Origin of the sequence: Streptomyces sp. NBC_01618 (genome assembly GCF_045209435.1) — a bacterium.
Taxonomy (GTDB): domain Bacteria; phylum Actinomycetota; class Actinomycetes; order Streptomycetales; family Streptomycetaceae; genus Streptomyces.
Window position 1 is genome coordinate 2,942,957 of sequence record NZ_CP109297.1, and the last position, 21,015, is coordinate 2,963,971.

At 71.0% G+C, this 21,015-nt stretch carries 16 protein-coding genes and 1 pseudogene; 3 read left to right on the forward strand and 14 right to left on the reverse strand.

Annotated features, from left to right (window positions below):
• Positions 1 to 1,485: 1,485 nt before the first annotated feature.
• The 5 genes from OH735_RS13845 to OH735_RS13865 form a co-directional block, all read right to left on the reverse strand.
• Positions 1,486 to 1,989, reverse strand: a complete 504-nt coding sequence (locus OH735_RS13845) for a hypothetical protein (RefSeq protein WP_406381793.1) — start codon at positions 1,987 to 1,989, stop codon at positions 1,486 to 1,488.
• A 172-nt stretch (positions 1,990 to 2,161) separates the two neighbouring features.
• Complete coding sequence (locus OH735_RS13850) at positions 2,162 to 4,504, reverse strand: xanthine dehydrogenase family protein molybdopterin-binding subunit (RefSeq protein WP_406381794.1); 2,343 nt, start codon at positions 4,502 to 4,504, stop codon at positions 2,162 to 2,164.
• Positions 4,501 to 6,480 (reverse strand): 2Fe-2S iron-sulfur cluster-binding protein, encoded by a 1,980-nt coding sequence (locus tag OH735_RS13855; protein ID WP_406381796.1) that lies wholly within the window; start codon positions 6,478 to 6,480, stop codon positions 4,501 to 4,503. The genes OH735_RS13850 and OH735_RS13855 overlap by 4 nt, the downstream gene beginning before the upstream one ends.
• Positions 6,477 to 7,373, reverse strand: a complete 897-nt coding sequence (locus OH735_RS13860) for an FAD binding domain-containing protein (protein ID WP_406381797.1) — start codon at positions 7,371 to 7,373, stop codon at positions 6,477 to 6,479. Before OH735_RS13860 ends, OH735_RS13855 begins: the two co-directional genes overlap by 4 nt.
• Positions 7,374 to 7,693: 320 nt before the next feature.
• Positions 7,694 to 9,322 carry a beta-N-acetylhexosaminidase gene (locus tag OH735_RS13865; protein ID WP_406381798.1) on the reverse strand — a complete coding sequence of 543 codons (1,629 nt, stop codon included), beginning with the start codon at positions 9,320 to 9,322 and terminating at the stop codon, positions 7,694 to 7,696.
• A 121-nt stretch (positions 9,323 to 9,443) separates the two neighbouring features.
• On the opposite strand from OH735_RS13865, the gene OH735_RS13870 reads away from it, so the two are divergent.
• Both OH735_RS13870 and OH735_RS13875 read left to right on the forward strand, forming a co-directional pair.
• Positions 9,444 to 9,689: a hypothetical protein gene (locus OH735_RS13870; protein WP_406381799.1), complete on the forward strand. Its 246-nt coding sequence runs from the start codon at positions 9,444 to 9,446 to the stop codon at positions 9,687 to 9,689.
• Positions 9,592 to 9,825: pseudogene (locus tag OH735_RS13875) on the forward strand (zinc ribbon domain-containing protein); the annotation flags it as partial. The gene OH735_RS13870 and the pseudogene OH735_RS13875, both read left to right, overlap by 98 nt.
• Before the next feature lie 258 nt (positions 9,826 to 10,083).
• Here OH735_RS13875 and OH735_RS13880 read toward each other — a convergent pair.
• Together OH735_RS13880 and OH735_RS13885 are read right to left on the reverse strand one after the other, a co-directional pair.
• Positions 10,084 to 10,371 (reverse strand): DUF3039 domain-containing protein, encoded by a 288-nt coding sequence (locus OH735_RS13880; RefSeq protein ID WP_406381800.1) that lies wholly within the window; start codon positions 10,369 to 10,371, stop codon positions 10,084 to 10,086.
• Positions 10,372 to 10,401: 30 nt separating this feature from the next.
• Entirely contained in the window at positions 10,402 to 10,962 is a 561-nt protein-coding gene (locus OH735_RS13885) for a YqgE/AlgH family protein (RefSeq protein WP_406381802.1), read from the reverse strand.
• A gap of 287 nt (positions 10,963 to 11,249) precedes the next feature.
• On the opposite strand from OH735_RS13885, the gene murA reads away from it, so the two are divergent.
• Positions 11,250 to 12,590: a UDP-N-acetylglucosamine 1-carboxyvinyltransferase gene (murA, locus tag OH735_RS13890; protein ID WP_406381803.1), complete on the forward strand. Its 1,341-nt coding sequence runs from the start codon at positions 11,250 to 11,252 to the stop codon at positions 12,588 to 12,590.
• A 230-nt stretch (positions 12,591 to 12,820) separates the two neighbouring features.
• Here murA and OH735_RS13895 read toward each other — a convergent pair whose 3' ends face one another.
• The 7 genes from OH735_RS13895 to OH735_RS13925 form a co-directional block, all read right to left on the reverse strand.
• Positions 12,821 to 13,102: an HU family DNA-binding protein gene (locus OH735_RS13895; protein WP_003968811.1), complete on the reverse strand. Its 282-nt coding sequence runs from the start codon at positions 13,100 to 13,102 to the stop codon at positions 12,821 to 12,823.
• 313 nt (positions 13,103 to 13,415) lie between these two features.
• Positions 13,416 to 14,849, reverse strand: a complete 1,434-nt coding sequence (locus OH735_RS13900; RefSeq protein ID WP_406381804.1) for an NAD-dependent malic enzyme — start codon at positions 14,847 to 14,849, stop codon at positions 13,416 to 13,418.
• 451 nt (positions 14,850 to 15,300) lie between these two features.
• Positions 15,301 to 17,781 carry a HelD family protein gene (locus tag OH735_RS13905; protein WP_406381805.1) on the reverse strand — a complete coding sequence of 827 codons (2,481 nt, stop codon included), beginning with the start codon at positions 17,779 to 17,781 and terminating at the stop codon, positions 15,301 to 15,303.
• A 78-nt stretch (positions 17,782 to 17,859) separates the two neighbouring features.
• Positions 17,860 to 18,738, reverse strand: a complete 879-nt coding sequence (locus OH735_RS13910; protein ID WP_406381806.1) for a zf-HC2 domain-containing protein — start codon at positions 18,736 to 18,738, stop codon at positions 17,860 to 17,862.
• Positions 18,735 to 19,328 (reverse strand): sigma-70 family RNA polymerase sigma factor, encoded by a 594-nt coding sequence (locus tag OH735_RS13915; protein WP_406381807.1) that lies wholly within the window; start codon positions 19,326 to 19,328, stop codon positions 18,735 to 18,737. Before OH735_RS13915 ends, OH735_RS13910 begins: the two co-directional genes overlap by 4 nt.
• 109 nt (positions 19,329 to 19,437) lie before the next feature.
• The gene (locus OH735_RS13920; protein WP_406381808.1) at positions 19,438 to 20,085 is read right to left on the reverse strand and encodes a CGNR zinc finger domain-containing protein; all 648 of its coding nucleotides are present in this window, start codon (positions 20,083 to 20,085) and stop codon (positions 19,438 to 19,440) included.
• Positions 20,086 to 20,385: 300 nt separating this feature from the next.
• On the reverse strand, positions 20,386 to 20,952 hold the full coding sequence (locus OH735_RS13925; protein ID WP_406381809.1) for a GNAT family N-acetyltransferase: 567 nt from the start codon (positions 20,950 to 20,952) through the stop codon (positions 20,386 to 20,388).
• Between the last annotated feature and the right edge of the window lie 63 nt (positions 20,953 to 21,015).

Here is a 21,015-nt window from a genome sequence, read left to right on the forward strand (position 1 = left end):
TGCCGCCAGGTTTCCTCATCCTCGACGAGGTAGTCCGGCCGCTCGCCCTCGTCGCGACGCAAATCTCCCGGTCTCTGAGGGGTGACAGCTCCCCCACGCCCTACCGGGCCGGCCCCACGAGCGCCTTCAGTCGATGTGGCGCCCTGGACCAAGCCGGTGCCCCCAGGCGTGAATGGACGATCGCTTGTGCGTCGTGACTGCTGCGGGCGACCACCCACCACCCCGCCGACCTCGCCCGCAAGACGGCGGCCCCCGACGATGCCGTTACGGCTGCCTCCGGCGCCTCCCATACCCGCACCGTGCCCCATCGGTGCACGACCGGCATGTGTCCCTTCGCCACCGACCACCGTGCCACGAGGAAGGCCGCCGGCCGCGCGGCCGGAAGTCTGTGCAACGGGCCGGCCTCCAACGATTCCGCCGTCACGGGGCGGTCGGTCAATACCTCCGGCACCCAGGTTTCCCCCGCTCGAAGTCGGCGCGGGCGGACGCGCAATGCCAGTCGCCCTACCGCCACCTGTCACCCGTGGGACCACAGGGCGGCCTCCGCCAATGCCGGGCGGAGAGACATTTACCGTCGGAGGAAGACCGCCTTCGCTCTTACTCCCGCCCACAACAGGTGGAATCGCTGAGGGATTCGACGGAGCATCTGGCAACGCAGTAGCTCCCGCGATCTCCATGCTGACTGGTCGCGGAACTGCGGAATTCCCAACAAGAGAAGGCGAGGAACCGCTACCCCCTGAAGGTACCGTCACGTGGTATGGAGTCTGGCCGCCGCCTGGCCCAGTTGTCGTCGCAAACGCCGGCGTGCCACGGGCCACGGCGGCAGTCCCGAACTCGCGTCCGGCGCTTCCGTACCGCGCCTCCTCCGGCGGGGGCACAATCGCCTGTGGCGGCGGTGGGAAGGCGGGCTTCTCAAGCGCGGCCATCTGCGACGAGGAGAACGCGTACGACTGCGCCAGCTTCCGCATCTCTGCCGCCGCCTCCTGGCGGTTCGCCTCTTTCGCAGCGATCAGCGTTTCCGCCGACCTCCGCGCTACCGCAGAGGCATCCGGGTCGTTCCGCGCCGCCAGCGCGGCATCCAGGTTCGCCTGCGCCCCCGCATGTGTGCGCGGGATGGCTACCTGTGCCAAGGCGATCGCGTCGGATGCCTGAGCCAGCCACTTCGACGCGCCCTCGCTGTAAGCCCCCAGCCGCAGCGTCGCGTTCGCCAGATCCGCGCTCCAGGTGCGGAACGCGTCCGCGCCCTCGCCCTTCCACTCGACCATCTGCGGGCGGACCTTGAGGTCCTCCGCGATCTTGCGGATCTCCGCCGACGCGCTCACCAGCCGGTCCGACGCACCCTGAATCGCCCCGCTGTTGGCCGCGTCCAACCACGCGAGCATGTTCTCGTGAGACATGCTGTCGAACGGAGTCCCCGGCCCGGCTTCCTTGTGATCCATCCCGCTGCCCCCGTCTATCCTCGTGCCACGCCAGTGATCGCCGTCATCAGAGTCCGCCGATACCGGCAGTGTCGCCAGTGTCCGGCTCTGTAGACTTCACAGCCGCCGGCCCATGCCCGCTCTGCTTCGCCGGAGCCTGCGCCGGGTCGTACTCGCCCCCGTAGTGCTCCTTCGCCTCGTCGCTGATCGCGAGCATGCGGCGGCGGATGTCCTCGTCCAAGTTCTCGTAGCCGTTGTGGGACGCGAGTACCGCGATGCTCATGCCCTCCATGGAGTCCGCGAGCAGCTTGGAGAGCGACTCCAGCTCCGTGATCACCGTCTGGTACGACATGAACAGCGAAGCCGCCTCGGCCCACTGATTGTCGCCGCCGCCGAGCTGCGAGCGGGACATGGGGTCTTCGCCCAGCTTCTTGGGTCCTGCCGGGGACGCCTTGAGGTCGCGCAGCAGCTCGTCGATGCGGTCGCGGAACTTGGTGAACGACGACAATTCGGTGACCAGTTCACCCACGGCGTTCTGGGACACCGCTCCGATCGCTCCGAGTCCACCCATGACAGCCAATGGATATGCCGAAGATTCCGTCCCCGGATCGCTCGGTCGCACAGCTTTCTCCCCCATTTGGCAACAGCCGACCACCGCTTCGGTGTTCACCATAGTCAGCGGCGGTGACATTGCGCTTCTCCGGGTTGCGGACCCAACCCGGATCACGCCATCCGTGCTGGGCTCAGGACTTGGGGGTCGCCACCGCCGCCTGGGGTCTGATGGGGAGGCGGTTGATCGGGCGGCCGGTGGCGGATCGTACGGCTGCGGCCACGGCGGCCGGGGAGGTGACCACGGGGATCGCCGAGGCGGGCTTGGCGCCGAAGGGGGCCACTACGTCGCGTTCTTCGACGAGTCTGACGATGCGAATGTCCGGGGCGTCCAGGGCGGTCGGGAGCGCGTAGCCGGTGAGGTCGGGGTGACGGATCAGGCCGCGGGCGCTGCGGAGGTTCTCGGTGAGGGCGGCGCCGATGCCCTGGGTGATGCCCGCCTCGATTCGGGTCGCGAGCTGGGACGGGTTGAGGACCCGGCCGACGTCCTGCGCGATCGCCATCTCGACGACCCGTACGGAGCCGAGTTCGACGTCGACGTCCACCACCGCGCGGATCGCGCAGAAGGCGAGGCCGACGAAGGCGTCGCCCTGGCCCGACTCGTCCAGGGGTTCGGTCGGGTGGGGGCGGCACTGGGCGGTGGCCCAGAGTTCCTTGCCGTCCATCGCTTCCGTGACCATCGTGGACAGCACCCCGTCGTACGAGGTGATCTTGCCGTCGGAGATCTGCAGCAGCTCCGTGGACATGCCGAACTTGTGGGCCAGGGGCTGGAGCAGCTGCGTACGGACCATCTTGGCCGCGCGTTCCACCGCTCCGGCCGAGACCCAGGTGTGGCGGCCGTGCGTCGCCGGGCCCGCCGGGGGCTGATCGGTGTCGACGGACGCCACGTGGACCTCTTCGATGCCCAGCGTCTCCTGCACGACCTGACGGGCGAGGGTCGAGAAGCCCTGGCCCGTTTCGACCGCGGCGCAGATGACCGTGGCGATGCCGTCGTGGACCCGGACCGTGGCCGTGGAGACCTCGTCGGCGCCCTCCGCGCCGAGCATGTGGACCATGCCGAGCGCGTAGCCGACGCCTCGGCGCACCGCGCCGGGTTCGCCCGCGCCCTCGGGGCCGCCGGGGAGCAGCCAGTCGTCCTCCGGGGTGTCCTTGGGGAGGGAGGGGAGCGGGAAGTCCCGTACGGAGGTGAGCAGTTCGGACACCGGTGCCGGGCAGGTCACCGTCTGGCCCGTGGGCAGGATGTCGCCGGTGGACAGGGCGTTGCGCAGGCGCAGCTCGGCCGGGTCGATGCCGAGCTTGGCGGCCAGCTTGTCCATCTGGCCCTCGTACGCCGCGCAGACCTGCATCGCGCCCTCGCCGCGCACATGGCCCGACGGCGGGTTGTTCGTACGGACCGCCCAGCCCTCGATGAAGGCGTGCGGGACGACGTACGGGCCGCAGGCGAACGCGACCGCCGCGGCCAGCGACTCGGACGAGGCGTCGGCGTACGCGCCCGCGTCGAGCAGGATCTGCGCCTCGACCTTCACCAGCCGGCCCTCGGCGTCCGCGTGGTGGCGGTAGCGCAGGAGCGTGGGGTGGCGGTGGGCATGGCCGAGGAAGGACTCCTCGCGGGTGGCGGCCAGTTTGACCGGGCAGCCGGTACGCAGCGCGAGAAGTCCCAGCGGCAGCTGGAAGCCGGGGTCCTCGCGGTCGCCGGTGGCGCCGGGGACGCCGGTGACGACGACCTTCACCCGGTCCGGTTCGAGGCCGAAGCAGGCGGCGGCGAGATCGCGGTCGGTGTGCGGGTCGGTGGAGGCGGTGTAGATCTCCACGCCGCCGTCGGGCCGGGGCACGGCGAGCCCGGCCTCGGCGCCGATCGGGGCCGGGTCCTGGCGACCGATGCGGTAGAGGCCCTCGACTACGACCTCGCCGGTGGCGTCCGGGTCGCCGTAACGCAGCGGGATGTGCCGGATCAGATTGCCGTCGGGGTGCAGGGGCTCGGCCTCGAACGCCTTCTCGGGGTCCGTGACCGGTTCGAGCACTTCGTACTCGACGGCGATGGCCGCGGCGGCGAGACGCGCCGTGTCGGGGTGGTCGGCGGCGACCGCGGCGATCGGCTCGCCGTGGTGGCGGACCAGGTCGGAGGCGAAGACCGGGCGGTCGACGACCTTGCGCCCGTACGCGCCCTCCCCGGGGACGTCCTCGTGCGTGACGACGGCCCGTACGCCCGGCATCTCGACGGCGCCCGAGGTGTCGATGGACAGGATGCGGGCGTGCGGGTGCGGGGAACGGAGTACGGCCGCCCACAGCAGACCCTCGGCCCAGAGGTCGGCGGCGTACGGGAAGGTGCCCTCGGTCTTCGCTCGCGCGTCGGCGGGCAGGAGGGAGACGCCCAGGCCGAGCGCGGTGGGCTCGGCGTCGGGTCCGGCCGCCGGGGTGGGGATCCGTGTGCTGGTCGCGTTGGCGGCGGTGGCCGCGGTGGCCGCGTCGTTGCTCACGCCATGCCTCCGTCCTGCGAGTGCGGCTGAACCCCGCCGGCGCCTGCGGCCGCCTGGTGGGGAATGCGGGCCTCGTCGGGCTCCGGGGACGAGGAGTCCGACGAGGCTGCCAGGTCGGCACTGGCCTCGCGGCCCGCGATGACCTCGTTCACGGCGTCGAGGACACCCCGGTAGCCGGAGCAGCGGCAGAGGTTGCCGCAGAGCGCCTGGCGCGTCTCCAGTTCGCTGGGGGCGTGGTTGCCCTCCAGCAGGTCGTGGACGGTCATCGCCATGCCGGGGATGCAGAAACCGCACTGGACGGCTCCGCACTTGGCGAGGGCGCGCTGGACGTCGGACGGTTCGCCGTCCACGGCCAGGCCCTCCACCGTACGGACCTCGCTGCCGGCGGCGGTCGCCGCCGGGACCAGACAGGAGGCGACCAGCCGGCCGTCCACCTGGACGTTGCAGGCACCGCACTCACCCTGCGAGCAGCCGTCCTTGGCACCGGCGAGGCCGAGGCGCTCGCGCAGCACGTAAAGGAGCGACTCGCCGATCCAGGCGTCGGTGACGGGGCGGTCGGCGCCGTTCACATGCAGGACGTAGGAGGCAGCCGGGTGCTCGCTGGGGACGGGCTGGGGCTCGGGGAGTTGCTCTTCGTCCGGCAGCGGTGTGTCGGGCGGCGACTGCTCGGCAGGGTGCTCGGCCGGGGCGTCGTCCGATACGGCGGTGTGGGGGGCCGGAGCCTGCGCGAGGTCCTCTTCGGGAACGGAGATGTCTCCCGTGTCTCCCGTGTCTCCCGTGCCTCCCGTGCCTCCGGCGTCTGCGGCGTCTGCGGCCGTCGGTACGGGGCCGTCCTCGGCGGCCGTTTCCGGTGCCGGTGCCGGTGCCTCGTACGCCACGGAGGACGGCTCGGAGGACGGCTCGGAGAGCTCGGCCGCAGGCTCCGCGGCCGGCGCGAAATCGGCTCCCGACGCGTGTTCCGGCTCGATGTCCGCTCCGGGCGCCGGCTCCACCGCGGGCTCGAACTCGGGGACGGGGGCGGGCTCGGGTTCCGCGACCGGCTGCTGTGTCGCCCACGGTGCGGGCGCACCACCCGGCAGCGTGGCCGGTGGAGTCCGGTCCGCGTACCACTGGGAGGCCAGCGCCGAGGCGGCGAACTCGCCGGACTCCTCCGGGAGGTCACCGTCGGCGACCGGAATCGTCCACTGACCGGTGTGGCCGGTGTGACTGCCATGGTCGGTGTGACCGCCGTGGTCCGTGTGACCGCCGTGGTCCGTGTGACCGCCATGGTCGACGTGCGCGGTGTGGTCGGGCTGCACGCCGTGGTCCGTGTGACCGCCATGGTCCGTGTGACCGCTGTGGTCGACGTGCGCGGTGTGGTCGGGCTGCACGCCGTGGTCCGTGTGACCGCCATGGTCCGTGTGACCGCTGTGGTGGACGTGCGCGGTGTGGTCGGGCTGCACGCCGTGGTCCGTGTGACCGCTGTGGTGGACGTGCGCGGTGTGGTCGGGCTGCACGCCGTGGTCCGTGTGACCGCTGTGGTCGACGTGCGCGGTGTGGTCGGCCTGCTGGGCGAACTCGGTGGGCTCCGTGAAGTTCCACTGGCCCGTCGCGGCCGGCGTCTCCCGGTACTGCTCCTGCTGCGGGTACTCGTACCCGTACTGCGTCTGCTGCTGGTTCGGGTCCGGCCAGTGCACCGCGCCGGGCGCCGGCTGCTCCGGTTCCGCGGCCCGCTCCTGCTGGCTCTGCGTCTGCACGACCCAGCTGCCCGTGGCCGCCGGGTCGAGACCGGCCGCGGGCGTCAGCGGCAGGATCATCGGCGGTACGTAGCCCTGGCCGGGCGCGGCCAACGGGATGTTCGCCAGGTCCTCCGGCGGCAGGTGGACGAAGGCGGTCGCCTCGGCGTCGTACTCGCCGCCCTGTGGCGTCGGCTGCCAGCCCCCGTGCTGCGGCTGCTCCCGCTGCCCGTGCTGTTCGTTGTGGTCCTCGTTGCTCACGACAGTGCCCTCCCCAGCGCGCGTCGGGCCAGCGCGGCGACGGTGCGCCGCAGATGCAGTACGGCGGGGGGCAGCGGTGGCGCCTCTCCCCCGTCGGCGGGCGGTGCCTGGTCCGGGATGCAGGCCGCGGCGACGTACTCGCCGAAGGCGGCCAGCGCGTCGGGGGCCAGGCCCCGTTCGCCGTCCCAGTCGATCAGTGAGGCGATCCAGCGTTCGGCCTCCAGCGGCCGCAGCGGCATCGGCGCGATGGCACCGACCGCGCAGCGCACCCCGCGCCGGGCCGGGTCGAGCACGATCGCGACGGACGCGGTGGCGCGGCCGGGGCCGGTGCGGCCGGTGGCCTTCAGGAAGACCTGGGGGGCGTGCAGCAGCGGTACGCGGACGAAGCCGATCAGTTCGGCGGGTTCGAGCATGTCGCGGCCGGCCAGCAGGTGCGAGACAGGGAACTCGCGGCGGGCGCCGCCCGGGCCCGCGATGACGAGCTCGGCCTCCAGGGCGGCGAGCACCGGCAGGGCGTCGCCGGTCGGGGCCGCGGTGGCGATGTTGCCGCCGAGCGTTCCGGCGTTACGGATCTGGGGCGGGCCCGCGGCGCGCGCGGACGCGGCCAGGGCGGGGATGAGGGCGGCGAAGTCGGGCCGCCCCATGCGTGCGTGGGTGAGTCCGGCGCCGAGCAGGGCGTGACCGTCCTGGTAGTGCCAGCCGCGCAGCTCGCTGATCCGGCCGAGGCCGACCAGTCCCGAGGGGCGCAGCAGCCCCTTGTTGACGGCCGACATCAGGTCCGTCCCACCCGCCACAGGAACGGCTGCAGGCATGGCGCCGAGTGCCGCCACGGCCTCGTCGAGCGAGGCCGGCAGCGTCACGGACTGCGTCGCCTGCGGTGCGTGCGTGGTCAACCCAGCTGCCCCTTCCCGGTGTCCCGGCTGTCCGGCTCGTTTCGCCGTACGGTACGTGCTCAAAGCCCGGACGTGGCAACTCTGGCACATCTTCCGATCGGACCGACGCGAGGGTCCGCGAAGGGCATATCCGTCCCCTACCAGGGGGATGATCCGGATTCGACCGACTTCGGCGCGGAGTGCGAATTGCCACTCTTCGGCGAGCCCTGGGTGGGTTGTTCCGTTCCGGCTGTGCGTTGACGGACGCCTGTTCCGGGCCATGACCGCCGGCCGGCCCGCTCCCGCGGAGCGGGCCGGCCGGACCCGGAGCGCGGACGGAATCACACGTTCGGGGGCGGCCCCTCGATGGGGCGTCCGAGGACGCCGGGGCGCTGCTGCCGGGGCAACGGACCGCCCGGTGGCCGGTAGTCGACGCCGAGGGCGTCACGTCGGGCGTAATGCGCGGTCATTCGCCGTTCGAAGTCCGCGAAGTCACGGTCGGCGGAGGCGGGCAGGGGCGACCAGGCGACCTCGGCGAACGCCGCGAGGCGCGGAAAGACCTGGTAGTCGACGCGGGACCGGTTCTGCATGACCTCGGTCCAGACGTTGGCCTGGGTGCCGAGGATGTGACGGGCCGCCTCCTCGGAGAGGCCCGGGGGCACGGGTTCAAAACGGTAGACGTCCTCCAGGGTGCGGATGAAACCGATGGGCATCGGTTCGTCGGGGCCGCCGTCCTGACGGTGGTCCAGGTAGACGTGCTGCTCCGGGCACATCACCACGTCGTGGCCGGCCTCGGCGGCGGCGATGCCTCCTCCGTAACCCCGCCAGGACGACACGGCGGCGCCCGCCGGGAGGCCGCCTTCGAGGATCTCGTCCCAGCCGATGAGCCGGCGGCCGCGAGCGGTGAGCCAGGTGTCGAAGTGCCGGATGACCCAGGACTGCAGCTCGTCCTCGTCGGCCAGGCCGAATTCGTCGATCCGGGCCTGGGCGGCCGGGGACTCCTTCCACTGGTCCTTGCGGCACTCGTCGCCGCCGATGTGGATGAACGGCGAGGTGGCGGCGGGGAAGAGTGCCAGGACCTCTTCGAGGACGCCCTCGAAGAAGCGAAGGGTGTTGTCAGTGGGGGCGAGTACGTTGGCGTTGATGCCCCAGGTGTCCCAGACGGAGAGGGTGGTGGTGTCGATGACGTCGGTGTTGCCCAGTTCGGGGTACGCGGCGATGGCGGCCTGCGAGTGGCCCGGGATGTCGATCTCGGGAACGACCCGGATATGCCGCTCGGTGGCGTACGCGACGATCTCGCGGATGTCGTCCTGCGTGTAGTAACCGCCGTGCGGGGTCTCGTCCCAGAGCTCGGAGGCCCGGTGGCCGTGCTTGGTACGGGACCGCCAGGAGCCGACCTCGGTGAGCCGCGGGTAGCGCTTGATCTCGATGCGCCAGCCCTGGTCGTCGGTGAGGTGGAAGTGGAAGACGTTCAGCTTGTGCGCGGCGAGGAGGTCGAGATAGCGCAGGACGTCGTCCTTGGGCAGGAAGTGCCGCGCCACGTCGAGCATCATGCCGCGCCAGGGGAAGCGGGGACTGTCCTCGATGGTCGCGAAGGGGATGACCCACTTCTTGTTGGAGTGGACAGGCGCGCGGCGGAAAGCGTCGGGGCCAAGGAGCTGACGCAGGGTCTGGGCGCCCCAGAAAACCCCCGCCGCACTGCCGCCGCGGATCTCAATGCCCTGGCTCCGGACCACACCAAGCCTGTACGCCTCGGGCTCCAGAGCGTCGTCGATGTGCAGCGCGACCGAATTCTTGGCCCTTTCATCTCCCGGCACCAGCTGCAGACCGAGGGCGGGACCAACCACGGAACGCAGCCAGCGCTCCGTGGTCTCTGTGCCTGGCGCCGCGTAAAGCGTGGTGCTCCGGTCCAACAGGAATCCATCGGGGGCCAGTCCTTCGACGGCGACGGGCGCGGGGATCAGATCCATGGGGTCAGCGTCTCAGATGAACTTTTGCCATCCCGGTGAGGCTGGTTGTTCGGGCGAGTGCGCGCAGCAGTCCCCGATCAGCGGTGAAGCACTTCTGGCGCAGGCGGCGGGAGGAGCCACCTTGAGCGAGCTGACCTGGCTGGTCGAACTCCCCGCGCAGGCCGGCCTACAGGTGCTGCGGCATCTGGACGCGACGTTCGACAACTTCTTCAACGAGCGTGCCCGGCTGCGTTGCTCGCAGCAGTACAAAGCCCGCACGCGTGACGAACATGACCGCCGGCGCCAAAGGCACCGCAAAGCAACCCGACCGCAACGTAAGGCAGAAAGCCGGACTCAACCGGTCCATCCTCGACAACTGCCCCGGTGAACGCAGGCGGCAGCTGAAATACAAATGCCGCCTGTACGGCTCCGAGCTGCGACCCGTGCCGCCGTTTCACACCTCGCAGACGTGCGCGGCCTGCGGCCGGACGGATCCGCAGTCCCGCAAGGGCTGCGGCCGACTGTTCGCGTGCGTGCGCTGCAGGCACGAGGACGACGCCGACCACAACGCCTCGGTCGAGATCGAGGTCCGAGCCCGCCAGGGGGGGGCACCTCCCATGCCCTTCGGGCTATGGGAAAGGGTGGCTCGGTCAACAACAGCACGCACAGGCGCCCTTTGGTGCCGAGTCCCGCCCTCCGGCGGAGGCGGACGCGTGAAACCCAACCGGCCACTTTCGGGTAGCCAAAGGGAATCTCCCGGCCTCAGAGCCGGGAGAGGATCGTCAATTCTTGTCCTTGCCGCCCTTGCCCTTGTCGCCGCCGGAGCCCATGGACTCGTAGATCTCCTTGCACATGGGACAGACCGGATACTTCTTCGGGTCGCGGCCCGGTACCCAGACCTTGCCGCACAGTGCGACCACGGGGGTGCCCTCCAGGGCGCTCGCCATGATCTTGTCCTTCTGGACGTAATGGGCGTAGCGCTCGTGGTCGCCGTCGCCGTTCGACACCTGTGGCGTCGGCTCTACGAGGGTGCCCGTACCTGCCCCGCGCTCGGGCTCAAGAGTGCTCATGGACCCCAAGGGTACTGAAGGCCGGGACCATCAGTTCAGCGAAGGGTCGTCCGGATAGGTGGCGATCATCGCCAGTTCGCTGCGCTGGCGGCGCAGAACCGCCCGCCAGAGGTGCTCCGGACGTGGGGAGGAGACGTCGCCGGGCTCGGACTCGACGACGTACCAGGCACCCTCGGCCAGTTCCTTCTCCAGCTGTCCGGGGCCCCAGCCGGCGTATCCGGCGAAGATCCGCAGCGAGCCGAGCGCCGCGGCCAGCAGCTCCGGCGGGGCCTCCAGGTCGACCAGGCCGATCGCCCCGTACACCCGGCGCCAGCCGAGGGGGCCCTCGTCGCCGGGGATGACGGCCACACCGAGCGCCGAGTCGAGCGAGACCGGGCCGCCCTGGAAGACGACGCCCGGTTCGCCGGTCAGACCGGCCCAGGACGTGAGGATGTCACCGACGCCGACGGGGGTCGGGCGGTTCAGGACCACACCGAGCGAGCCCTCCTCGTCGTGGTCGAGGAGCAGCACCACCGCGCGGTCGAAATTCGGGTCCGCGAGCGCGGGTGTGGCCACGAGCAGTCGCCCTGTGAGCGAGGACACCTCGGTCATGGCAGAAATGATCCCGCATCTTCGGTCTCCACGGGGACCAAGTGGGCCGCCCGGTCGCCGAAAGAGCCGGGCACGGCTCGGGGCGCAGCTCAGGGCGCTCGGACGCACGGGGAGCGCACCGCCCGGAAGGCTTTGCGGACGGTAACCCTCCGCAAGACCCGTGCAGCAGAGCGTGTTGTGGCGGATTCATGACGTTCGCGCACCCCCCGTCCTCTTACGAAAGGGGGGCGGTGGGCCATTACCCTTTCGGTTGGCCCCCTGCCCGACCACTCCGGAACGCGAGATTCATGACCGGCACAGACGATGTCCTGCTTGTCCACGGCGGAACCCCGCTGGAGGGCGAGATCCGCGTCAGAGGCGCCAAGAACCTGGTGCCGAAGGCAATGGTCGCCGCGCTGCTCGGCAGCGGGCCCAGTCGGCTGCGCAACGTGCCCGACATCCGCGACGTGCGGGTGGTGCGCGGGCTGTTGCAGCTGCACGGTGTGACGGTCCGGCCGGGTGACGAACCGGGCGAGCTGGTTCTGGACCCGACGCATGTCGAGAGCGCCAATGTCGCCGACATCGATGCCCACGCCGGCTCGTCGCGCATCCCGATCCTCTTCTGCGGCCCGCTGCTGCACCGGCTGGGCCACGCGTTCATTCCGGGGCTCGGTGGCTGTGACATCGGCGGTCGGCCGATCGACTTCCACTTCGACGTGCTGCGGCAGTTCGGCGCGACGATCGAGAAGCGGGCGGACGGCCAGTACCTGGAGGCCCCGCAGCGGCTGCGCGGCACGAAGATCCGACTGCCGTACCCGTCGGTGGGCTCCACCGAGCAGGTGCTGCTGACGGCGGTGCTCGCGGAGGGCGTCACCGAGCTGTCCAACGCGGCCGTGGAGCCGGAGATCGAGGACCTCATCTGCGTACTGCAGAAGATGGGCGCGATCATCTCGATGGACACCGACCGGACGATCCGGATCACCGGTGTCGACCGGCTCGACGGTTACACGCACCGGGCGATCCCGGACCGCCTGGAGGCGGCCTCCTGGGCGTCCGCGGCGCTGGCCACCGAGGGGAACATCTACGTACGGGGCGCACAGCAGCGTTCGATGATGACGTTCCTGAACACCTTCCGCCGGGTCGGCGGGGCGTTCGAGATCGACGACGAGGGCATCCGCTTCTGGCACCCGGGCGGCGCGCTGAACGCCATCGCCCTGGAGACGGACGTGCACCCCGGCTTCCAGACCGACTGGCAGCAGCCGCTGGTGGTGGCGCTGACGCAGGCCGCGGGCCTGTCCATCGTCCACGAGACGGTGTACGAGTCCCGGCTCGGCTTCACCTCCGCGCTGAACCAGATGGGCGCGCACATCCAGCTCTACCGCGAGTGCCTGGGCGGCTCCGACTGCCGCTTCGGCCAGCGGAACTTCCTGCACTCGGCGGTCGTGTCCGGGCCGACGAAGCTCCAGGGCGCGGATCTGGTCATCCCGGACCTGCGCGGCGGTTTCTCGTACCTGATCGCCGCGCTGGCGGCGCAGGGCACCTCGCGGGTGCACGGCATCGACCTGATCAACCGCGGCTACGAGAACTTCATGGAGAAGCTGGAGAAGCTCGGCGCGAAGGTGGAGCTGCCGGGCGGCGCGCTGGTCTGAGACGGGCGGTCCCGGGGCTGCTGACGGGGGTTCGGGACCGTTGTCCCGGGCCCCCGTTCGGCTTCCGCGCCGCCCCCGTTCGGCCGCCGCGCCGCCCACGGGTCGGCGCGGCGGCCGGAGGGGTCCGCCCGGCTAGGGCGGCAGAGGCCCGGAACGGGCCCTCTCGCGCCGGTACACGGAAGGGCGGTCACCCTTTGTCGGGTGACCGCCCTTCGTCGCGCCTGTGGGGCTTACTTGCCCTTGGCGGCTTCCTTGAGCTTGGAGCCCGCGGAGACCTTCACGCTGTAGCCGGCCGGGATGTTGATCGGGTCGCCGGTCTGCGGGTTACGAGCGGTGCGAGCGGCACGGTGGGTGCGCTCGAAGGTCAGAAAGCCGGGGATGGTGACCTTCTCGTCGCCCTTGGCGACGATCTCACCGACGGTCTCGGCGAGGGCGGCCAGCACGGCGTCGGCGTCCTTGCGGGTCACCTCGGCACGGTCGGCCAGGGCGGCCACCAGCTCACTGCGGTTCATGTTGTTACTCCCGTGTTCTTCTTGCCTGTGAGGCGTGAGATCGAAGCCGATGCTGCCAGGGCCCTCGGACAGTCCCCGGACCCGGGTCTGTCGTCAGACCCTCGCGCCCGATTACGCATCCTGCCCCCACCTGCGGCGGTAACGCCAATCCGGCACCCTACGGAGTCACACGAAAAGCACCCTCGCCTCCTCGTGGTGACGTTCCGTCGACTCCCCGAAAGCAGTCCGCAGCGGATGCGGGGCTCTGCGGGACGCGCCGCCCGCCCACCCTAAAGGGGCGTTTGGGGCGCCGCGACCCGCGACGCGCCGTAGCTCAGGCCAAGCCGGTGTCCGCCGCACCGCTGCCCGTGGTCTTCGCCGCGTCGCGGACCGCACCGGCGACCGCTCCCGCGACCCTGTCGTTGAAGACCGACGGGATGATGTAGTTCGCGTTCAGTTCGTCCTCGGCGACGGTCTCGGCGAGGGCACCCGCCGCGGCGAGCATCATCTCCGTGTTGACGCTGCGGGACTGGGCGTCCAGCAGACCGCGGAAGACACCCGGGAAGACCAGCACGTTGTTGATCTGGTTCGGGAAGTCGGAGCGGCCGGTGGCGACAACTGCCGCCGACTGGCGGGCGATTGCCGGATCCACCTCGGGGTCCGGGTTCGCGAGCGCGAACACGATCGCACCGTCCGCCATGGCGGCGACATCGGTGCCGTCCAGCACGTTCGGGGCGGAGACGCCGATGAAGACGTCGGCGCCCACCACGGCCTCCTTGAGGGTGCCGGTGATGGACTCGGGGTTGGTGTTGTCGGCGATCCAGCGCAGCGGCGAGTCGGCGTCGGCGGAGACGAGGTCCTCGCGGCCCGCGTGCACCACGCCGTGGATGTCGGCGACGACGGCGTGCTTGACGCCGGCGGCGATGAGGAGCTTCAGGATGGCCGTACCGGCCGCTCCGGCGCCGGACATGACGACCCGTACGTCCCCGATTCCCTTGCCCACCACGCGCAGTGCGTTGGTCAGCGCGGCCAGGACCACGATGGCGGTGCCGTGCTGGTCGTCGTGGAAGACGGGGATGTCGAGGGCCTCACGCAGCCGTGCCTCGATCTCGAAGCAGCGGGGGGCGGAGATGTCCTCCAGGTTGATGCCCGCGAAGCCGGGGGCGATCGCCTTGACGATCTCGACGATGGCGTCGGTGTCCTGGGTGTCCAGGCAGATCGGCCAGGCGTCGATGCCGGCGAACCGCTTGAAGAGGGCCGCCTTGCCCTCCATCACCGGCAGGGCGGCCATCGGGCCGATGTTGCCGAGGCCGAGCACCGCGGAGCCGTCTGTCACAACTGCGACGGAGTTGCGCTTGATGGTGAGGCGGCGGGCGTCCTCGGGGTTCTCGGCGATCGCCATGCAGACCCGGGCCACGCCCGGGGTGTAGATCATCGAGAGGTCGTCACGGTTGCGGATGGGGTGCTTGGACGCCATCTCGATCTTGCCGCCGAGGTGCATCAGGAACGTACGGTCGGAGACCTTGCCCAGCACGACACCCTCGATGCCGCGCAGGTTTTCGACGATCTCGTCCGCGTGCGCGGTGGAGGTGGCGGCGATGGTGACGTCGATCCGCAGCTTCTCGTGCCCGGAAGCGGTCACATCGAGGCCGGTGACCGAACCGCCGGAGGACTCCACGGCCGTGGTGAGCTGGGAGACCGCTGTGCCGCTCGCGGGCACCTCCAGCCTGACCGTCATCGAGTACGAGACGCTGGGCGCCGTTGCCATGGCCGAGTCCTTCGCTTTCCCTAGCTTCTTTGCCGCGCGGCCGGGGCGCTCACCTCGGTCACGCTTCCCGATCGTCGCACCTACTGGCCGGTAGCCGGTAATGAGCGCCGCGCTTCGGAAAGCAGTTTCCACCATACGAGAGATGGCCGCTTCAGCGGAACCCCCCACCCCATGGTCCGCGGCGGTAGTCCGTAAAGGCGGTAGTCCGTAAACAAGAACAGACCCGCACCACCGGAAGGTGACGCGGGTCTGTCTTCTTGGTCAAGCGGCACCGACCCGCCATGCTCGCCTCGCGGCAAGTGGTCGCTCTGAGCGACGAAGGTTGGGCCCGGGGGCTTGGATCGAGCCGGTGCCGACACCAGGCTAACAAAGACCCTTGGAATGCGATTCCCGCGGGACGGACGGATTCAGAAATCCGTCCGCCCGGCGACACCTCCGTCCCGTCCCGGCGTCAGTCCCGCAGCAGGTCAGGGATGCCGTCCTCGTCGGGCAGGTCCCGCTCCCCCGAGACCACCGTGAGCTGCTGCGTCGCCCGCGTCAGCGCCACGTACAGCACCCGCAGACCGGCCGGGGACTCGTCCGCGATCTCCGCGGGCGAGACGACCACCGTGGCGTCGTACTCCAGGCCCTTCGCCTCCAGACTGCCCAGCGCCACCACCCGCTCACCGAGATCGGCGAGCCACTCGCGGGCCTGCGCCCGGCGGTTCATCGCGACGACCACGCCCACCGTGCCGTCCACCTCGGCCAGCAGCCGACGCGCCTCCTCGCGTACCGAGGCGGCCAGATCGCCGTCCCGTACGGTCTCGAAGCGCGGCTTCACGCCCGTGGACCGGACCGCGGCCGGTGACTCCATCCCAGGCATCGCGAGCGCCAGGACCTTCGAGGCCAGCTCGGCGATCTCCGCCGGGTTGCGGTAGTTGACCGTGAGGGTGAAGCGGCGGCGAGGCCGGTTGCCGAGCGCCTCGTCGCGCGCCCGGGCGGCCTCGTCCGGATCGGACCAGGAGGACTGCGCCGGGTCTCCGACGATCGTCCAGGTGGCGTGCCGGCCGCGGCGGCCGACCATGCGCCACTGCATGGGCGTGAGGTCCTGTGCCTCGTCGACGATGACGTGCGCGTACTCCGTACGCTCCGCGGCCAGCCGCTCGGCCCGCTCGCGCTGGGTCTCCTCGCGCTGCGGCATGAGCTCCTCCAGACCGGAGAGCTGGTCCAGCGGGTCGAGTTCGCGCTTCTTCTTCGGCCGGTACGGGGTGCCGAGCAGCATCTGCAGCTCGTCGAGGATCGCCACGTCGTGCACGGAGAGCGGCCCGTTCCCCTTTCTGTCGAGCCGCTTCAGGGAGCGGGCGAGGCGGCGCACCTCGCCCTGATTGAGGACCCGGCGCGCCCAGCGGCCGAGCCGCTTCTCGTCGGCCATCGCGGCGAGCACCCCGCGGGGGGTGAGTTCGGGCCACCAGGCGTTCAGGAAGTCGATGAAGGGGGTCTCGGTGGAGACGTCCTCGTCGAAGGAGGAGCGCAGCTCGGCGACCAGTTCGGGGTCGGTGTAGCGGCCCCGGCCGGAGGACTTGTTCCACAGGGCGTCCAGGAGCATTCTGCGGGCGCGCGGGCGCAGCAGGTTGACCGGGGCGGTGCCGCCGAGGACGGACTGCCGGATGCGGTGCAGCTCGTCGGCGTTCAGCTCGACCCGGGCGCCGAAGGCGACGACCCGCAGTCGGGTGGGGGTGGCCGGGGGCTCACCGGCGCGGCCGGTCGCCCCGGAATCATCGGACGCATCGGACGCGCCGGTTACGCCGGTTTCTTCGGTTGCGCCGGTTTCTTCGGTTGCGTCGGTTTCTTCGGTTGCGTCGCCGAAGGACAGCTGGCCGTCCCGGTCCGCCGCCGCCCTGCGGGCCGTGCCGGGCTGTTCCAGTGCGCCGCGTGCCGCCTTGCGCAGGACCTGGAGCATCCGGGAGGAGCCCTTGATCCGGGCGACGGCGGGTTCGTCGTAAGTGGTGGCGCCCTCGACGCCGGCCGCCTCGTCGGAGAGCGAGCCGACCGCGCGGATCGCGACCTGCCCCTCCTCGCCCAGCGACGGCAGCACGCCTTCGGTGTACGCCACGAGGAGCGGGGTCGGCGAGACGACGAGGATGCCGCCCGCGTAACGCCTCCGGTCCTGGTAGAGGAGGTACGCGGCACGGTGCAGGGCGACGGCGGTCTTGCCGGTGCCGGGGCCGCCGGAGACCTCGGTGACGGATGCGGCGGGGGCCCTGATCACCAGGTCCTGTTCGGCCTGGATGGAGGAGACGATGTCCCGCATGGTGTGGCTGCGGGCCTGCCCGAGCGCCGCCATCAGGGCGCCGTCGCCGATGGCGGGGAGCTTCTCGCCGCCCAGGTACGCGGTCAGCTCCGGGCGCATCAGGTCGTCCTCGACGCCGAGGACCTTGCGGCCCTTGGAGCGGATGACCCGGCGGCGGACCACCCGGCCCGGCTCCTTCGGCGTCGACCGGTAGAACGGTGCGGCGGCCGGGGCGCGCCAGTCGATGACCAGGGGCGCGTAATCGGCGTCGAGAACTCCGATCCGGCCGATGTGCAGCGTCTCCGCGATGTCGGCGGAATTGTCGTCGCGTACGGCGTTGTCGGCCGGTTCGACGGAGGTGTACGCGCCGTCCGGACCGCGTTCGCCGTCCTTGCCGAGCAGCAGATCGATCCTTCCGAAGAGGAAGTCCTCGAACTCGCTGTTCAGCCGGTTGAGGTGGATCCCGGCCCGGAACACCTGGGCGTCGCGCTCGGCGAGCGCTCCCGGGGTGCCTACCTGGCCGCGCTTGACGGCATCGTTCATGAGAAATTCCGCCTCGTGGATCTTCTCTTCGAGGCGGTGATAAACACGGTCGAGATGTTCCTGCTCGACACCGATTTCCCGGTCCCGCAACGAATCGACAGCGGCATCCTGCGCGGCCACCGAGGCCCCCTTCTGACGTGCATTTGGGCAGCCGTCAACTTTATGCGAAAGGGTGGCCGTCGCGCACCTGCCATACGATCACGCCTTGATCTCCACCAGCCGCCTGCCGTCGAACGTACGCACCTCGAAATGGTCGATGTCGCCACGGTCCATGGCCGCGCCGCCGTGCACACGGAGCGGGTACGTCGCCGCCTGGTACGGGGATTTCTCGATGCCATACCCCCACTTCGGTACGGTCCAGGAGGTGACGGCCTCCTCCTCGCCGGTCTTCGACACCGCGATCAGCCGGCATTTCTCCGGACCCGTGACATTCCTGAGCTCCAGCACGGTGTCGGTGCCCCAGGTCTTCTTCTCCATGCCGATGGTGGCGTCGACCTTCGTGGTGGGGTCGGTGGCCCGCACCTTGTCGGTCATGCGGGAGAGGGCGGTGTCGTCGGCGGGGCCGGTGGGGTGCGGGTCGGCCGCCCGGGCGGAGGTGCCGTCGCCGCCGGTCGCCAGGACGGCGACGACCGGACCGCCGATGATCAGCGCCGCTGCCGCCGCCACCAGATACCTGGAGCGGCGCCTGCGCCCGGCCCGCTTGCGGGCCACCTCCTCGACCAGCCGGTCGAGCATCCGGGGCGCGGGCGGCTGCGCGACGTACGGGACAAGGCGGGCACCCGGCCCGGCGCCGGGGCCACCGGAGAGCGTCGCGAGCACGGGTTCCAGCCCGGCGAACTCGTCGAGACGGGCGCCGCACAGCTCGCAGCCGGCCAGGTGCGCCTCGAAGGCGGACGCCTCGGCGTCGTCCAGCACACCGAGGAGATACGCAGCGGCGGCGTCGTGTCCCGGCTCCTCGTTCCGGGGGCCGCGGGGGCTGGAGGGGCCGCCGGGGCTGGAGATGCCGCGGGGGCTGCGAGGGCTGGAGGGACCGGGGGTGGACCGGGGGCCGAACGGCTCCCACTCGTCGTCGCTCATGCCGTGATCCCCCTCTCCTCGAGTGCGAGCTTCATGGAGCGCAGTGCGTAGAAGACCCGCGAGCGCACCGTCCCGCTCGGAATGCCCAGCACATCGGCCGCCTCGTTGACCGTACGGCCCTTGAAGTACGTCTCGACCAGTGCTTCCCGGTGAGCGGGGGTCAAATCGTCGAGCGCGTCCGAGAGCGTCATCAGCCGCAGCGCCCTGTCCAGCTCGTCCTCGGCGGGAATGACCTCCAGCGGCGACGGATCGACCTCGCGCGGCCGGGCCTGCCTGCTGCGGTGGCCGTCGATGACGATGCGCCGGGCCACCGTCACCAGCCACGGGCGGACGGAGCCGGTGGCCCCGTCCAGCCGGCCGGCGTTCTCCCAGGCGCGGATGAGGGTCTCCTGCACCACGTCCTCGGCGCGCTGCCGGTCGCCGGCGACGAGGCGGAGCACGTACGCGAGCAGAGGTCCGGCGTGTTCGCGGTAGAGCGCCCGCATCAGCTCCTCGTCGGGGACGTCGGACGAGGACCGGGGCGGCCCACCGCGATGCCGGGCCCTGTGCGGACGGTCATCGGCCACGGCCGCATCCTTGCGCACCCGCACCTCCCGGTCGAGACCCTGTGGAGCTCTCTGGCCATCGAGTACGGAAGGGGACCGCGATCCATTCAAACCAACCGCAAGATTCTTTCCCAGCCCAAGATTCTTTACCGTCTCAAGACTCTGTGCGGTACGGCGCTCCCGCGCTCGCCCCCGCGACCGCTTCCACAGCCGCGTCCACAGCCGCCGCCCTGCGCCGGTGCCGGGCCACCCGCTCGCGGTTGCCGCACACCTCGCTGGAGCACCAGCGGCGTCGGCGGCCGCGCGAGGTGTCCAGGTAGAGGCGGTGGCAGTTGTCGGCCTCGCAGCGGCGCAGTCCGGCGCGTGCCCCGGGGTCGGTCAGGAGCTCGACGGCGTCGCGGGCGACGGCGGCCAGCAGCGCTCCGCATTCGGGATCGGCGCTCAGTGTCCGTACCAGCGTGCCACTCCTGCCGCGCACGGCCCGCAGTCCCGGGGGCGCGGCCGCGGCGAGCGCGTTGACCCGCTCCAGGGCGCTCTCGGCTCTGCGGCCGCCGAGTTCGGCGGCCAGCAGGCCCTCGACGCCGGCCCTCAGCTGCCGGAAGCGCACCACCCAGGTGTCGTCCACCGCGTCGAGGCGGGTGCCGCTCGGTACGAGTCCGGCGGCGACCAGCCACTCGGCGAGCCGCTCGGCACCGTCGAGCAGTTCGCAGGCGCCGGAGGTGCCGGCTCCCGTCGCCACCAGGTCCAGGCAGGGGCGGCCGGAGTCGAACCGCCAGTCGTACGAGCGCTTGCCCGCCGCCATGTGTGAGTCACCGCCTCGGGGTCTCCGGTCGGGGTCTCCCCCAGAGTGCCCCTCAGGTGCCCGGCCCGGAACCCCTGCCGCCGCGCGGTTCGGTACGGACCGGGTCGTACGGTGTCCCGATGACCGACGATCTCCGACGACATACCGGCCGTGGTCGCGGCGTACCGCGATCCCGCGATGCGCACCATGCTGCGCATGGTGGTCACGGACGAGGTGGAGGCGCGGCCGCCGTGGCCGCCGGCCGGACACCGTCATGAACGCGTGCGTACCGACGGCGTCCGACAGCCGTCCGGGCGGCCCCTACGCCGGCAGCGACGAACCGTCGTACAGGATCCGCTGGAACAGCCGGTGGTCGCGCCAGTCGCCGTTGATGTGCAGGTAGCGCGGGGCCACGCCGTACTGCTCGAAGCCGCACTTGGCGAGCACCCGCTGCGACGCGACGTTGTCCAGCACCGTCCCCGCCTCGACCCGGTGCAGGCGCAGCCCGTCCCTGGCCACCTCGCAGACCCGCTGCACGGCGGCCGTGGCCAGACCGCGGCCCGCGTGCTCGACATCGACCCAGTAGCCGAGAGTCGCGCTGCAAAACGGCCCGAGCACCATGCCGTTGAGGCTGAACCCACCCACCACGCGGTCCTGTTCATCGGCGAGGACCCACGCCATCAACCGCCCCGCGTCACGGTCCGCGAGCAGACCCGCCAGCCGTTCCCGCTGCCCCTGCTCGGTGTAAAAGGCGTCGGGCCGCACGGGCTCCCAGGGCTGCATGTACGCGCGGCTGCGGGTCAGCGACACGGCAAGGGAGGCGGCGTCGGCCAAGGCCGTGGGACGGAGCCGTATCTCCGCGCCGATCCGGTGGATGCCGTTCATCATCCCATCACGCTACCGGGGCCCGGTCGGGCCTCGTTCTCATCGACAGCGACAGCGACAGCAAGA